Here is a 15,555-nt window from a genome sequence, read left to right as displayed (position 1 = left end):
GGGTGCCGTGCACCGTCTCCCTCTATCGTGCCGCACCGGCGATTCGCGCGGCTAGCCGACATCGGGTAGCTGACGCGGGTTCACTCGGCGGACACGAACCCGTGCGTGGCGGAACGATCGAAGAGGTCACCCGGTAACGTCAGCAGCTGTGCTCAGTGGATGGCGTGCCGTCCTTGCGGGGGGCTCCCCCAGGCGAGGCGCTTTGGCGCTCGGATGTATCGCGACGACGCTGATGGGGATCGTGGGGTGTACCACCGTCACCAACGGCACCGCCACCCCCGACACCCAGGTCGCGCCGGCGTATCGGCAGTCGGTCTCCGCGTCGGCGTCCGCGTCGTCGGCGACGTCGCGCGTCCGCGAGTCCCAACGTCAGCAGTCGCTGACCACGCGCGCGGTGCGCACCTCGTGCGACAACCTGGCGACCACCAGTAAGGACGCGATCGACAAGGTCAACATCTTTGTCGGCGCGTTCAACGCGGGTCGCAACACCGGCCCCACGGAGGGCCCGGCCATCGACGCGCTGAACAACAGCGCCGACACAGTGGGCAACAGCTTCAGCGATGCGCTGTCCCAGCAGCTGAAGGACGCGTTCAACACCTATATCGACGCGGCCCGCGGGGTGGCCAACGCGATCGGCACCCACGCCGCGACGGGGGAGTTCAATCGGCGCGTGGACCAGCTCAACGACGCCAAGACGAAGGCGCTGAAACTGTGCCTGGCATCCTTCTAAAGGCGCGGGTGTCGACGCGGTTGCGGCTGTGCGACGATAATCCCCATCGCACGGCGCGGAACGGCATAAGGAGGCTCCACGGTGGTCGCGGCGGATCACGCCCCGAGCTACGCTCGCAAACTGGGCATCCAACGAGACCAAGTTGTCCAGGAATGGGGCTGGGACGAGGACACCGACGACGAGATCCGGGCCGACGTCGAGGAAGCGTGTGGCGCTGAGCTGCTCGACGAGGACACCGACGAGGTGGTCGACGTCGTGATGCTGTGGTGGCGTGACGGCGATGGCGACCTGGTGGACACCCTGATGGACGCGATCGGGCCGCTGGCCGAGGACGGCGTGATCTGGGTGCTGACGCCCAAGACCGGCAAGCCCGGCCACGTCCTGCCGGCCGAAATCGCTGAGGCGGCCCCGACCGCCGGCCTGATGCCGACGTCGTCGGTCAACCTGGGTGACTGGAGCGCCAGCCGACTGGTGCAGCCGAAGTCCCGAACCGGGAAGCGTTGATGCTGCCCGTCGGCGCCACCGCCCCGGACTTCACACTGCGCGACCAGAACCAACAGCGTGTCACCCTGAGCTCCTACCGCGGCGCCAAGAATGTGCTGCTGGTGTTCTTCCCGCTGGCCTTCACCGGCATCTGCCAGGGCGAGCTGGACCAACTGCGCGATCACCTGCCCGACTATGAGAACGACGACAGCGCGACGCTGGCCATCTCGGTGGGACCGCCGCCCACGCACCGCATTTGGTCGCTGGAAAGCGGGTTCACCTTCCCGGTGTTGTCGGACTTCTGGCCGCACGGCGAGGTCAGCCAGGCCTACGGGGTGTTCAACGACGAGGCCGGCTACCCCAATCGCGGCACGTTCGTCATCGACCGGTCCGGCATCATCCGCTTCGCGGAGATGAAACAACCTGGCGAATCCCGCAACCAGCGGCTGTGGACCGACGCGCTGGGCGCTTTGCGGGGCTGAGAGTTTTGGGTACTCGGGCGTTGTGCGTGTAGCCTGCCTCGGGCACGGGCGCGTAGCTCAGTGGTAGAGCTCTGGTTTTACACACCAGCGGTCGGCGGTTCGATACCGTCCGCGCCCACCAAGAAAATTGCAGTTCAAGGGCTTTCGCCCCGGCTTTTCGTCAGAGTCCCGAACCCCCCGTTGTGCCGAGAGTGTGCCAACGTTCTTGAAGCGTTGACTCATCCAGATCGCACGAGTCAACGGACGCCGAGAACGACACCGGCCGCGATGATGCGATCCTCCGTGCTGGCCAACGCGAATAATTCTCGGATCCACTGTGCCGCCTGGGCCCAGCTGGATTGCTGAGCCAACAGGCGGTAGTGCTTCTCCATCACGTCCTTCAGTGGGTCAGGCACATCTTTGGTGCCGATCCCATCCCGTATTCCTTGGAGAACGAAGGGAAGCTTGCTTGATTCCAGCCAAGGCTGCTGCAGCAGTATCGATAGCAGGATTTCGAGATTCGCCTGCGCGGCTGCAGCCGACGGGGCAATGCCGACGAGCCAAGAAGCAGCAGCCGCAATCCAACCGCGCATCGAGTCTGGGTCGCCGATGTTGCGTCTGACTGCGTCGATCACGAACGCGATCAGCGGATCCGCGTCAGGAATCGGAGCACTGTGAGCAATGAAGGCGGCGCATCCACGGGGGTTCCATCCGTCGATATTTGCAGCGTGGGTTAGGACATCGCTTCTGAAGCTCAGGCCGACAAAATAATGCGCGACGAGCTCAGCTTGGTGCGCAACCGCCACATCGTCAGCGAGCGTGCCGCCTCGCCTGAGTGCCTCGATTAGCGCCTCTGTGCCGAATGAATTTACTCCCTTCTCTGCAGCTAACCTTCTGGTCATGCGGTCGTCGCACCAGAGCGGGTGGCCGCCTTCTATCGCGGCATCAAGCGCGGAGATCCACGCGAAGGCGGCGCTGGCGCCAGCTGAACTAATCTCAGGGAAGTTCGCAATGTCGAGCGTGTCGTTCGTCGTGAGCTTTTCGAACTGCGCTCGGATACGTTGAGCTCGTTGATATCGAGCTTCCGCCTCCTCGGTCGAAATGGAAATTGGGACGGCAGAGCCATCCGAAGCCAGTCCAATCTGCAACGTTGAGAGCGTGGCCAATCGATCGCAGCCTTGAATGGAGTCGATGAGTTGCGCGCGAGCGGCCGTAGGCTCGAGAAAGCATCCAAGGAGCAGGTCCGACAACGGCTCGTTCACCACTGAGATTGCATACAGAGCCGTCAGGTCGACGAGTACCTGCGATCCCATAGCCGCTGAGGCCGTGGAGACTTCTGTCTCGAAGGTTTCGGCGTCACCCGCGAAGAGAGGTGCACGGGATCGGATGGCCAGAACTTCGGTCAAGGTTCGCCGGTGCAGTGTCGCTGACATGCCGACTGGGAATCGGCCTTCTTCGAGCCTTGCGTCTTGCTCGGATGTATCTGGCTCATCGCGGAGGAGGTCACGAAACGATTGCAGGGGGTTGTCTGGATCAATCTCCTGCTGGACGAAGACATCTGGTAGTTCTTCAAGTAGAGGCGCGATCATCCGACGGATGCGTTCAGCCGTTTCGGAGTCGTCGTCGTCAAGCGGAATGCCAAAAAGTGAACTAACCACCGACGCTTTGACTGCTCGGCTATTACTAAACTGTTCAAGGATGGAGCTAAGCGTGTCGATGTTGGATGCGTTGCGCTCGAACCGACGCCACAGGTCTAACCGAATTAGTGCTTCCTGCTCATCGCGAGGTGCGGGCCGGTTACCTACTTCGGTGTATGACTTCCAAGCTTGCTCAAACCGCCCTAGATGATACTGACACAGGGTCAAAGCCCATGCAGCACTGCGGTTTTCGGGATCGCTGGAAAGGACGTCCATCGCGACGTTGACTGCTGGCGCCCACATGCCACGTACGGTAAATGCCTGTACCTTTACGTTGTGAGCGCGCAGCGCCCCTTCCCAGGCCGGGCCGCCGAGACGCAGTGCTTCCTGAGCGCATTGCACGGCCGAGTCGAACTCCTGGAGATCGATATACACCTCAGCCGCCATGAGTAAAAAGTCAGGGTCTGACCACCTCCGGCCCGACTGCTCGGCTTGTTCCGCCACCCCTCGGGCATTCTCGGTATCAATCGCAAGGCTGATCAGCACCCGCGCTAGTAAGCGGCTAGACCTGGCACGCGTGCGAAGAATGGAGATCGCTTCGTCACTGCCGTTGCGGGCGTCAGCAATAAGATTGAGCTCCTCCTGCTTCTCCGCCGGCAGTTGTTCGATCTTCGGTGAGCGGGCGCCGAGCAGAGCAATTTGCAGGCTCAGCTGTTCAATTTCACGTGGTTCGACTACGTGCTCAATCGCCGCACGGAACTGAGCGAGCGCGGTATCGTCGTCCCGGCCGAAAAGGGCGATGAGCGCCTCAACTTCGTGTTCTGTCCTTGGTCCCGTTCCGACCGCCAGTTCGCGAGCGACTTGGGGTGTCTTTACTTGCGCCGCCATCGTCGCCGCCTCTCGACGAACTTCGATACTCGCAGCTTCGCGCGATGTAGCCGTCCCCTCCGGTGGTCGAGACGCTAGGCGCCAGGCTTGCTGCGTTCGACCGAGGAGTCGAGCAGCAACGATGGCGATTCCTACCGCCTCTTCACTCGGGCCGTCCCATGCCCGAATTGCGTCACGTGCGGTGAGGGCCGCTTCGAGAGCTCGTTCAAGATCCGCAAAATCTAACGGGGTCGTTCTCGCTCCGCCACGGATTACAAGGAATCTTGCGAGAAGGGCGTAGCAGGTGGCGCTCCGGTATTGAGTCGCACCATGCTGGCAAAGGGCAATCGCCTCGGTTATGTCGTCGGCTGAGACTAGCTGGGACAGCAGCACGATTTTTCGGGCGTTGTCGGACTGGGACTCAGGCTCCCAGTTCCGAAGTTCTGTTGCCGCCGCGGAGTAGCTTTCGGCGGTGGCCCTACATATCGCGGATGCGATCGGGTCGTCGTCTGCATACGCTGCGAGTAACGGCCCTAATTCCGCGATGTCTTCGGTAGTTGACAGGATTTGACGAGTCCGCAATCGCGCCTCCGGTGTCGCACCGGCATCGATTGCCGCCTCAAATGCTGCGGACGCTATCTCGCGAAGGCCATAGTCAATCGCCAGACTTGCAAACCATACGATGGCCTGGGAAGGGAGCGATTGAAACCAAGTCGGAGGATTGTGATGCCAAGAAATTAGCGCCGACCTTCGGTCGCTCGAATGTACAAATTCATGGACGAATTGTGTTACAGCAGGCCAGCCGCCTCTGAGCTCGCGGGCCTCCTGTACCCGATGAGGCGGGATGAGGTCGAGGTTCCGCTCGAACGCCGTGTCTGCAATGTGGCGTGTGGAATCCCGTTCATCGAGTTTTGATCCGATCTTTTCGACCGTGATGGCGCTGTACATGGCGACGTTTATGTTTGGGTCGAGTGATGCGGTGTACGCCTCCAGCAAGATCGCTGCAAGGGATCCCTCTGCCTCCACTTTATTCTTGGCATCTGAGCGCTGGGAGAGGAGTTGTAACGCTTGCCCGACTTCTTCGAATCGCGCTGGATCGCCGGTCCTAAACGCCGCAAGGGCGTGACCAGTACTGAGGTATTTGCGCAGCTTCCAGTACGGCATTACGCCAAGTTGTTTTTTCTTCGCTTGTCTTCGGGCGGTAAAAGCAACCAGCCAGGGCAGGTATATGCCCTTGAGCGGCTTCGCGGCCAATTTCCCTGCGGATGGTCCTACAGTCTTCGCCAAGGAGATGGCCCATTCCGCTACCACAACGCCTCCATACATGGCTCGCTTTATTTGGACGAGACTCGGTGAGCTCGACCGAAGTCCAGGCCGCGCCAGCTTACGACGTTCCACCGACATCGCTGCGTATTGGTTTTCACGCCGAGCCGCCGCCGTAGTAGGTACGCAGCCAACCGTCCACGGTGCGCCATGCAGCTCGGCAGCGGCCCCCAACCGGCCCTCACAACAGAGAATGAGCCGCTGGCTATGCCGACTGCGTTCTCTTCCGAACTGAGCGGCACCCTTTGGATCTACGCGAGGTCGCCCGCACGAGTCCGGCCCATCAGAGCGTTGCCGGCTGCTGCCAGCGCGTCGTCATAGACATGCCCGTATACCCGCAGCGTTATGGCGGGATCATGGCCCAACCACTTCGCGGTCGCGATCGAAGTGGTTCCACCATCCAGTAGCATCGTCGCAGCAGTGTGGCGCACATCGTGTAGCCGAATTGGCGGCACACCAGCAGCTTTCGACTGGCGTGCGAATTCAGCCGAGTAAGTTTCTGGCCGAATCGGCGATCCGTCCTCGTTGACGGCCACCAGTGCGCTCTCTTGGTAACCGTTCCCCAACGCGAGCCGCTCTGCGGCCTGCTGAACCTTGAATGTGCGTAGCGCGGCGAGAATCTCGGGAGGCATGGGCAAAACGCGTCGTGATCGCTTCGACTTCGGATCACCTGTCACCGTTCCAACTCCTTGGACCACGACGCGGCCCTGGGCCACGGACACTGTGCCCGCGTCGAAGTCCACATCGGAGCACCGCAGCCCCAGGATCTCTGATCGCCGCAGCCCCGCGAGCGTGAGCAGCCAGCACGCTGCAAGTCGATCATTACGGATGTGGTCCCGAAACTGCGTCGCTTGCTGAGGTGTCCATGTGGCCATCTCGTAGTGCTTGATCGCTGGACGCTTGACCATGCGTGCGACGTTGCGGGTCACCAAGCCCTGTCTCATCGCATCATCGAGCGCTGCCGACAGGACTACGAGCATGCTCACAACTGTTCGCGCGGTGACTCCGCCGGGGACCTTCGGACGCTTTGGATCTGCGGGCTCGGCCGCCACGTAACGGCCCCGCGTTGGCCGCAGTACGTCACCGGCTGTTACAAGCCGATCCAGCGCCTTGATACCCGAGTTACCAAGAGCGGCATAGATATCCGAGTACTGCGCGCCATCGGGTTGAGCGCGGAGGAATGCGAGCACCTCCGCTGCACGCCTACCCCGTCTGTCGCGTTGGGGGACTGGCTGCCCTTCGAGCCGCAGAATCACCAATGCGTCGACGTCTGCGATACGAAGCTGCTGCAGGGGCATCTCGCCAAGATGCTCGATGACAGGTTTGAGGTGATTTCGGTATCCCTGAAGGGTGTTGGGCCTGATGTCACGTCGGCCATCCAGCCAACCCATCAGGAACTCGGCCACCGTCGTTGGATTCCGCTTCACGAATGCGCCGGCGGCGACCTCAGTCGAGATGCGCCGGTACTCGCGGCGAGCCTGAGCCAGCGTCGGGAAGGTGAACCGCTGTCGTTCGCGAGACCCGTCAGGCCGGACACCGATGTCGAGCTGGAACGTATAAGCGACACTGCCGTTCTTAGCGGTGCGCCGCGTGATCGGCTCCGCGCGACGGGCTCGCTTCGATGACGCCTCGTCAGGGTTGTTGGTCATCGGATCTCCAGCTCGTTCGTGAATTCTTCACAGCCGCCAAAGCGACAGCCCTCGTGCTCCATGAGGTTCGTGAGACCTCGCGTCCGCGCGGACGCGGCTACTTATGCCGATTCGCCATGCAGCGCAACCAGGTCGCGCAGGCCGGATGTCACGATGTACACCCGGCCGCCGAGCCGGCGGGTTGGCAGTTCACCAGAAGCTGCCAGCCGGTACGCCGCGGCGCGGCTCACTCCCAGTAGTGCGGCTGCTTGAGGCACGGGCAGTAGCAGCGGCAAGTTGTTAAATACGCTGTCTTGCATCTCATCATCACCCTTCGGGAGGCCCTGCTGACCGACCAGGTGTCGCAGCAGGTGCTTTATGCGATTGATGCCCAGAGGGTGTGGACCGCAACGGGCGGGATGATCGCCCCGGTGTGGCATCCATCGAGCCGACTAACACAACTGTAAGTCGCTCCACTGACGCTTCATGCACAGATTTTTGCGCCGGGCATCATCGGCACCATCCAATGCCACGGCTGCGAATACGTTCCGCGTTGAGGCAGCGGCTTCCGCTCCTACCCTCATGTCCTCTACCCAATGTTCTCCGACGTCAGCGTCCGCCCATGCTGCCACATCATTACATACCACTACGTCCCAAATCCTCTGTCCCCATTACACTTACATCAATTCATCTCATCTGTCTCACCTCCCCAAGTCCTGCTGGCACATTTGCACAAGGGTGCGAGAATGGTTGTGGCGCAGTAAGCGCCGAATCTCCGGTCTGTGAGTGGGCTCGCTGGTGTTGACAATCTCGAAGCTCAAGCGGTGGTCGATCAACTACTACATCGACACCGCCACAACGGCTTCGCGCGCAAATTCGGATCTGCAACGCGCGAATGGCGGGCTGGGGGAGTACTACTCCGAGCATGAGACTCGTACGCCGGTGTGGGTGTGTGCTGGAGATGAGCACACGGCCGCGCGGCTGGTGGGTTTGAGTGATGTGCAGCGCGCAGGCGGAGAGGCAGACGCGAGAGTCGTGGCGCGTTGGCTTGATGACGGGGTCGCACCCAACGGTACGCGGGGCCGCGCATTCGGTGCCCGCGGAGTGCACGGCTTTGATTTGACGTTCGCCGCTCCCAAGAGTGTGTCACTGGTGCGGGCGCTGCGCGGAGATGACATCGCGCAGAAAGCGATCGCCACGGCGCACACCGCCGCGCTGGGTGAGGCGATGGAGTACCTGGGCGCGCATGCCGGCTACACCAGGGTGCACAACCCCGCCACTGGGGAGAAGGATCTCGTGCGGTTGCCGGGATTGGTGGCGGTGGCGTATCAGCATGAGACGTCGCGGTGCGGGGACCCGCACTTGCATACCCATGTGATCGTGCCGAACCGACAGGCCCGTGCGGATGGCCGCATGGTGTCGTTGGATGGGACGTCGTTGTACCACGAGGCCCGCGCCGCCGGGGTGATCTATCAGGCCACGTTGCGGCGGGAACTGCACCATTCGCTGGGGATTGAGTGGGCGCCGGTCGATCCCGCAACCGGGATGGCGGAGATCGCAGGGATTAGTCGCGACACCATCAATGCGTGGTCGCGCCGCTCCTCGCAGTTGCGCGAGTGGGCCGCCCACAACCTGGCCGCGGTGGACGAGAAATTGAGCGCGGTGCAGCTCGCGGCGGCGCAGAAGGCAACGCGCCCCGCCAAGCCGGAGGAGCTGGCGTGGAGCCAGCTGCAGCAGCAGTGGCGCGCCGATGCGCGGGGGCTGGCCGTTGACCCCGCGGCATTTCTGGAAGCGCTTGCGGCGCGGCGCGCCGCGCCGCGGGCCTCGCTGAGTAAGGCGCAGCTGGCCGCGGCGGCGGAGAAAATCGAGAAAGCGGTGTTCACCCGCGCGGATCTTGTCGAGATCGTCGGCGCGCAACTCCCGGTCGACGGCGAGCAGCCACCGCGTGCCGCGGTGGAGGTCGCGGTCGACGAGGTTGGAATGCGGTTAACCGCGCCACGCGCCGCGCATGAACGCGAGGGCCATGAGCGGTTCACCCTGGCGCGGATCCTGGCCGAAGAAGCCGCGCTGCTCGACATGGTCGACGCGCAGAACCCGCGTGCCATGCTGTGGGTGAACGAGGAGGACACCGCGGGATTGTCGCCGGAGCAGAAGGCCGCGGTGGAGAATATCGGCCGTTCGCCGTGGTTGGTCCAGCCCTTGTGCGCTCCGGCGGGCGCCGGCAAAACCACCTCTCTGCGGGCTCTGGCTGGGGCGGTGCGCAAACGATTCGGCGCGAACGTTCTGGTGTTGGCACCGACCGGTCAAGCGGTCGACGTCGCGATACGCGAGGGCGCTGGCGACGACGGCATGACCATCGCGAAATCCCTGCACGCGCTGCGCGCCGGCACGTTGGAACTCAAGCACAGCACCCTCGTGGTGGTTGATGAGGCAGGCATGATCGGCACTGACGACCTGCGCCAGCTTCTGACCGCCACCACGCAGGCGGGGGCCAAAACTGTTCTGGTCGGTGATGCCTACCAGTTGGCGCCAGTCAAAGCGCGCGGTGGCATGTTCGCTCAACTCTGCAGTGATCTGCCCTGGACGCAGAAGCTGTCCGAAGTGTGGCGGATGTCCGACCCCGACGAACGCCGTGCGTCTCTAGCGCTTCGCGACGGTGAATCGAAAGCGGTTCGCGACGCGCTGGAGTGGTATCGCACCCACGACCGGCTGCACTGCGGCGAGGTGATAACGATGGCGGAGGACGCTCTCGGTGCCTACAGCGCCCAGACCATGTTGGGGCGTGACGCGCTGCTGGTGTGTGGCTCAACCGAGATGGCTGACGCTCTCAATCTTCGTATCCACCGCAGCCGTATCGACCCCAGTTCGACCGCAGTCGTGGTAGCCCGCGGGCAGAGGGTCTCGGTCGGTGATGTGATCATCAGCCGCCGCAACGACAGCACGATCGGCATTCGTCCTGGGTCCCAAAACGCTGAGCAGCAGGCGACAGTGCGCAACGGAAACCGATGGCGGGTGGCCGCCATCGACACCGAACGCAATCTCATTGGTGCCGAACGCCTCGACGACAAAGCCCGTGTCGTCTTCGGCCACGAGTATTTCCGCGAGTATGTCAACCTCGGCTACGCCGTGACCGTGCACTCTGCGCAAGGAGTCACCGCCGATGCCAGTATCGCCGTCTTACGCGAGGACACCAGCCGTAACCTGTTCTACGTCGCCATGACCCGCGGACGCATCGTCAACCACTCCTACATCTACGAACACATAGCCGAGGCAACCGAATTCGGCCATGAATCATCTGCTGGTGCTCACATCGCCCGGCGGGGTGACAGCCGCGAAGCGACCACGCTCGTCCACCGCATTCTCGCCAACGACGAATCGGCGGTCAGCGCCCACGACTACGCGGCACGCGGACTCCATCACGCACTACCTGAACGTGTCCACAACCTCCTCAACAGGCGGGCTTCGGCCTACCACAGACGCCACGAGAGCTACCAGACCCGGCAGGCCGAGCAACGAGCGCGTGACCGCGACATCGCCCAGGCCCGAGACCGGCACCTCAGCAGAAGCCAGCACCGCAGCACGGACTACGGAATTGAACTATGACCGAACGTGCAGCGAACCAATCGTTTCGTGCCCCCGGCTCCGTTGGCCAACCGCTTCTCACGGACGTCGAAGGTCGGCCGTCGCTTCTGTAGGTCGTCGTGACGGTGCCACTGGATCGCCCGCGCGCACTTTGCGTCGGCTTTTCACACCACGTAGTACTTCGAAGCCATCACCCCGCCCGTCCGCCGGCGATCAGAAAAGGGTGGCTGTCCCCGGCAGGTGCAGGTGATAAACCCCAAGTGCGATGATGCGAACGGCGTTGCAGTCAAGCTCATCTCAAGATGAATTGACCACTTCGTGTACCCCGCGCCATTTCGCCGTTGTCCCGAGCCGGATTGGGATAGCGTGCTGGCGGCAATGCCGGGGTCTACTGGGGGACAATTCTGAAGCGGACGAAGGAACGCGGAGCACTGGCAGGCAGGTTAGTGGGTTATCCGTGTTCTAGCTCTAGATCCCGCGATGTGCTGGGGTCTATGTCTTCCAAAGACAGCAACTGCCGTGCGTTTCGGCGGGCTACCAGTAGGGCCTCGGATTGGTCGACCAAGAATTTTGCGCGGAGGCTGGCAGCTGTCGCAGCGTTTGAGAGCATGTCGCTCCGATAACCGGTGAGCTTGATCTCGAGGCGCTCGCTGCGGACCGAGGACGCTAGGCGGTCGGCCTTCGCGGCGACCTCGTGCCATCCGTCGTTTACGTCGAAGTGGACCGGTCGTTGAGTGTCAAGCTCGTCGCAGCTTGGCGTTGGTTCCGACGAGGACTCGTCAGGCCTAGGCGTCAGCTTGGCTAGCCGAAGGAACGTCGTCGCCAACTTGCGGTCATCAGCGGCTTGTTTCCTGTAGTCGCGCGCCCTCTCCATGTGGACATCCGGTTTGCGGCTGGAGACTGCGATGATTTCACTGAGGATCGCGAGGCGGTCGTGGTTCAAGGCGGATTCTTCCATCGCTTCGGCTGCTTGCAGCTGAGCGAACCGGGCTGCCGACGATGCGGTTGGCGTTATCTCAGCTGTCATCTAGTCATTGTGCGTCCCGCGGAGCTTCATGATGCTCCCGAAGGCAAATAATCTTTCTAAACGTCAGATTCGGATGGGGTGGAAATCCGGCAGCACGCAGGCGCCTGATTGACGTGTACGCCTATCAGGCACACAATGGAGGCATGGCTACGAAGTCTGAACGTTTCGCGGTGCGCCTGACCCCTGAGCAGGATGCGCTAATTCGCCATGCTGCCGAGGTCGAGGGGACAGACCTCACCACTTTCACGGTGACCGCGACCATTGCGCACGCGCGTGACGTGCTGGCGGACCGCCGGCACTTCCTGGTCGACGACGCCGCATGGTCCGAGTTCAACGCCTTACTTGACCGGCCGGTCCAGTACAAACCCGCGTTGGCAAAGCTATTCGCCAAGCCGTCGTTATTCGATCCCGAAGCGTGAGCGCTTACACCCTTCCAAGGCCGATCAGCGCCGACGACGACACCGAGGGCTTCGACAGCGGCGAATCCAGCCTCGACGATTACCTGCGGAAAAGGGCGTTAGCTAACCACATCGGTGGAGCGTCCCGGTGTTTCGTCACCTGCCTAGATGGTCGAGTTGTCGGCTACTACGCCATCGCCTCGGGGTCGGTGTCTCATTCCGGATCCAGCGGCAAGTTCCGCCGAAATATGCCCGACCCGATACCTGTGATCCTGTTGTCCCGCCTTGCGATTGATCGTAAACACCAAGGCTGTGGGCTAGGCGAGAACCTGCTGCGCGACGCAATTGCGCGTTGCGTTGAAGTCGCCGACCAGATCGGCGTCCGAGCGATTCTCGTCCACGCGCTTCACGACGAAGCAAAGCGGTTCTACCTCCGCTACCAATTCGAGCCGACACCCACGGACCCCCTCCATCTGATGTTGCTGATCAAAGATGCGAAGGCGAGCGTCGCGGGCTTGGGACAACCGGACCAAGCAAGCCAGCGTCGGGCTTTGATCGAAGACATGGTTGCCGGGGGTGCGGACCGTGACCATCTGGAATCGTTGACCGACGAGCAGTTCAAACGCCTTGTCGCCCTTTCGATGCTCGCGAATGCTGAGCGTTTGCGCGAGCTTGTCCCAGACGGCGCCGAGTCGGCGCTAGCTCTTGCGCGAGAAATCACGGGCTTCGTTGACCGAGAATTGCGGACGGTGACGCTGTCGGACGGTACTGGCGTCATCGTCGGTGACGATAACGATGTGACCGACGATGAGATCCGCGAGGCGTTCGACGGCAACGACTGAAGAAAGCGAAAGCATCGGCTACTTAGGGGAAGGGATCGCGTCCAACGGGGGGCAACGACCCCGACCCCCCGTTGTGCCGAGAGTGTGCCAAGACGCGCAAAAACAGGCGATAGGCCGTCGACGCCGTGAAACGGCTGCGACGCGCTGACCTGCGTTGATCCGCATCCAACACATCAGACGAGACGCCAGAAATACGTCAAAAAACCATTTACACACCAGCGGTCGGCGGTTCGATACCGTCCGCGCCCACTCATAGCTTTCCGGTCTGCGCGAGCGTCACGCCAGGGCGGCCGTCGGCCTCGATTGTCGCGCTGGCGTTACGCTCGCGCCGTGAATGGCGAATCCGTGGAACCGTTTCGCATCGACGTCCCCGACGCGGTCCTGGACGACCTGCGGTCGCGGCTGACGCGCACGCGATGGCCGGACGCCGAATGCGTGGACGACTGGAGCCAGGGCATGCCGCTGGCCTACACCCGCGAGCTGGCCGGCTACTGGGCCGACGAATACGACTGGCGGTCGCGCGAGGCGGCGCTGAACCGCTTCGACCAGTTCACCACCCAAATCGACGGCCTGGATATCCATTTCATCCACCACCGCTCGCCGCACGACGACGCGTTCCCGCTGCTGATCACTCACGGCTGGCCCGGCTCGATCGTGGAGTTCCACAAGGTGATCGAGCCGCTGACCAACCCGGTGTCCGGCAGCGCGCAAGACGCCTTCCACGTGGTCTGCCCGTCGCTGCCGGGATACGGGTTCTCCGGCAAACCGACGCGCACGGGCTGGGGCGTGGAGAAGATCGCCGAGGCATGGGAGACGCTGATGCTGCGCCTGGGCTACGACCGCTACGGGGCACAGGGCGGCAACTGGGGCGCCGCGGTGACCACTCAGATCGGGCGAAACGGGGGCCACTGCGCGGCGATCCACCTCAACATGCCGATCGGGCGGCCGACCCCGGAGTCCCTGAAGAACCCGACCGAAGAAGAGCAGCGGGCGATGGCCGCGCTGACCGAGCACCGCAAGTGGGGCACCGGCTATTCCAAGCAGCAGTCCACCCGCCCTCAGACGTTGGGCTACGGGCTGGCCGATTCGCCGGTGGGGCAGCTGGCGTGGATCGTCGAGAAGTTCTGGGCGTGGGCCGATTGCGACGGCCACCCGGAAAACGTGTTCACCCGTGACGAGCTCCTCGACAACGTGATGGTCTATTGGGTGAGCGACACCGGCGCGTCCTCGGCCCGCCTGTACTGGGAGAGCTTCAAGGTGTTTGGGCAGTTGGACCGTGTTGAATTGCCCACGGGCGTAGCGGCTTTCCCGCACGAGCTGCTGAAGGCGCCAAGAAGCTGGTGTGAGCCGGTCTACAACATCACGCATTGGACGACGATGGAGCGCGGCGGGCACTTCGCCGCATTCGAGCAACCGGCCCTGTTCGTCGACGACGTGCGCACATTCTTCGCGACGGTGCGGGGCTAGACGATCGGCCAACCCCGTCGCGCACGAAACCGCATGTCCCACAGGTAGATCTGATAGCCGAGGATCCAGATCCCGCGCGGTAGGAAGAGATCTGCCAGCCGCAGCGCGGACAGCAGCCACTCGAACCGCCGCTGCTGGCGCCGCGACCAGTCCAACTGCATCAGTGCGCGAAATTCCGGAGCCAGAAACCCCTTCGTCGCAAAGAGATTCAACGGGCCGGCCAAGATGCGCAACGGCCACGGCAGGAAAGCCAGCGACGCCACGCCGCGCAGATGCTCCCGCACCGGAGGGTCGATGCGCAGCTCGTCGAGCGAGCGCTTCCAGTACGCGTCGAACGCCGCCCGGTCGGGCGGCCACATGCCCTCGGGCACCTGCAGAGTGGTGCCCAGCCGCGCGCCGTCGAGATACACGGCCTCGGCGGTGGTGTCATCGAGCGGGCCGTGCAGAAATTCGTGTTGGTCCACGAAATAGCGGTACAGGCACGCGGCCACCCACAGCTGCAACTTGGGGTCGAATGCGTTGTAGGACACCGGGCTTGACGACTTCGAGCGAACCTGCCGGTGCGCGATGTCGACGGCGCCGCGGATCAACGCGCGGTCGGAATCGGTCCCGATGGTGGCGACCGCCAGGTAGGTGCCGGTGGTGCGGGCCCGCTTGAACGGGTGCTTGTAGACGTTGCCGCTGTCCACCGGGCTTTCCAGCACCCCATACCCGACGCCCGGCAAGGACAACTGCATGATCACGTTCGCCGCGGGGAGCAACAGCGCCGCCGGGTTCAGCAGGTCGGCGACCCGGGTCGCGGGCCGCTTCATCATCGCGGACGACGCCATGGCGAAGATGCCCGCGACGACCACCGCGGCGATCAGCACGACGATCACCCACCACATCAGCAGGGGCGAGTCGAACGCGCTCGTCGGTGCGCTCGCCGCGTGGCGCGCCGGCCCGGAGGCCGGGACACCGAATTGGGTGCTCATGGGCTAGGCGTGCCCGTTTTGGGCCGGTTGTAACGTCCGGGTCGTGGTTCACTCGAAAGCATGGCGTCGTCCGCGATGATGAAGCGGCCCGCGACCCGGGTCGCCGACCTGCTGAACCCGGCGGCGCTGTTGCTCC

The 15,555-nt window shown here is 63.1% G+C and carries 11 protein-coding genes, 1 tRNA gene and 1 pseudogene; 8 read left to right on the top strand and 5 right to left on the bottom strand.

Annotation, left to right across the window (positions count from 1 at the left end; all coding sequences use genetic code 11):
• Positions 1–148: 148 nt before the first annotated feature.
• From A5695_RS02270 to A5695_RS02255, 4 genes are all read left to right on the top strand, one after another.
• On the top strand, positions 149–730 hold the full coding sequence (locus A5695_RS02270; RefSeq protein WP_082945801.1) for a hypothetical protein: 582 nt from the start codon (positions 149–151) through the stop codon (positions 728–730).
• An 81-nt stretch (positions 731–811) separates the two neighbouring features.
• Complete coding sequence (locus A5695_RS02265) at positions 812–1,234, top strand: DUF3052 domain-containing protein (protein WP_068077614.1); 423 nt, start codon at positions 812–814, stop codon at positions 1,232–1,234.
• A complete protein-coding gene (locus tag A5695_RS02260) occupies positions 1,234–1,695 on the top strand; it encodes a peroxiredoxin (protein WP_068077612.1) in 462 nt (153 codons plus the stop codon). The genes A5695_RS02265 and A5695_RS02260 overlap by 1 nt, the downstream gene beginning before the upstream one ends.
• A gap of 46 nt (positions 1,696–1,741) precedes the next feature.
• Positions 1,742–1,816, top strand: a tRNA-Val gene (locus A5695_RS02255).
• A 115-nt stretch (positions 1,817–1,931) separates the two neighbouring features.
• On the opposite strand, the gene A5695_RS28220 is transcribed toward A5695_RS02255, so the two are convergent.
• The 3 genes from A5695_RS28220 to A5695_RS27095 all read right to left on the bottom strand — a co-directional run bounded on the left by A5695_RS28220 (position 1,932) and on the right by A5695_RS27095 (position 7,449).
• Positions 1,932–5,432 carry a lipopolysaccharide assembly protein LapB gene (locus A5695_RS28220; protein ID WP_156749419.1) on the bottom strand — a complete coding sequence of 1,167 codons (3,501 nt, stop codon included), beginning with the start codon at positions 5,430–5,432 and terminating at the stop codon, positions 1,932–1,934.
• Between the two features lie 320 nt (positions 5,433–5,752).
• Complete coding sequence (xerC, locus tag A5695_RS02245; protein ID WP_068077608.1) at positions 5,753–7,150, bottom strand: tyrosine recombinase XerC; 1,398 nt, start codon at positions 7,148–7,150, stop codon at positions 5,753–5,755.
• Between the two features lie 101 nt (positions 7,151–7,251).
• On the bottom strand, positions 7,252–7,449 hold the full coding sequence (locus tag A5695_RS27095) for a helix-turn-helix domain-containing protein (protein ID WP_082945800.1): 198 nt from the start codon (positions 7,447–7,449) through the stop codon (positions 7,252–7,254).
• Positions 7,450–7,927: 478 nt separating this feature from the next.
• Between A5695_RS27095 and mobF the strand changes: the two genes are divergently transcribed.
• Complete coding sequence (gene mobF, locus A5695_RS02240) at positions 7,928–10,732, top strand: MobF family relaxase (protein WP_068077671.1); 2,805 nt, start codon at positions 7,928–7,930, stop codon at positions 10,730–10,732.
• Between the two features lie 430 nt (positions 10,733–11,162).
• Here the strand turns inward: mobF and A5695_RS02235 are convergent, their stop codons facing one another.
• Positions 11,163–11,738 carry a hypothetical protein gene (locus A5695_RS02235; RefSeq protein WP_156749418.1) on the bottom strand — a complete coding sequence of 192 codons (576 nt, stop codon included), beginning with the start codon at positions 11,736–11,738 and terminating at the stop codon, positions 11,163–11,165.
• 143 nt (positions 11,739–11,881) lie between these two features.
• On the opposite strand from A5695_RS02235, the gene A5695_RS02230 reads away from it, so the two are divergent.
• From A5695_RS02230 to A5695_RS02220, 3 genes and pseudogenes are all read left to right on the top strand, one after another.
• Entirely contained in the window at positions 11,882–12,157 is a 276-nt protein-coding gene (locus tag A5695_RS02230; RefSeq protein ID WP_068077604.1) for a DUF1778 domain-containing protein, read from the top strand.
• A pseudogene (locus A5695_RS29340) lies at positions 12,154–12,651 on the top strand (GNAT family N-acetyltransferase); the annotation flags it as partial. The gene A5695_RS02230 and the pseudogene A5695_RS29340, both read left to right, overlap by 4 nt.
• 672 nt (positions 12,652–13,323) lie before the next feature.
• Positions 13,324–14,445: an epoxide hydrolase family protein gene (locus A5695_RS02220; RefSeq protein WP_068077669.1), complete on the top strand. Its 1,122-nt coding sequence runs from the start codon at positions 13,324–13,326 to the stop codon at positions 14,443–14,445.
• On the opposite strand, the gene A5695_RS02215 is transcribed toward A5695_RS02220, so the two are convergent.
• Positions 14,442–15,257: an oxygenase MpaB family protein gene (locus A5695_RS02215; RefSeq protein WP_068077666.1), complete on the bottom strand. Its 816-nt coding sequence runs from the start codon at positions 15,255–15,257 to the stop codon at positions 14,442–14,444. The genes A5695_RS02220 and A5695_RS02215 overlap by 4 nt on opposite strands.
• Positions 15,258–15,555: the final 298 nt, after the last annotated feature.

It is taken from the genome of Mycobacterium sp. E1747 (assembly GCF_001667775.1).
In the GTDB taxonomy this organism is placed as follows: Bacteria; Actinomycetota; Actinomycetes; order Mycobacteriales; family Mycobacteriaceae; genus Mycobacterium.
The sequence above is the reverse complement of the archived record's forward strand: the minus strand, read 5'-3'. Positions and strand labels throughout refer to the sequence as shown.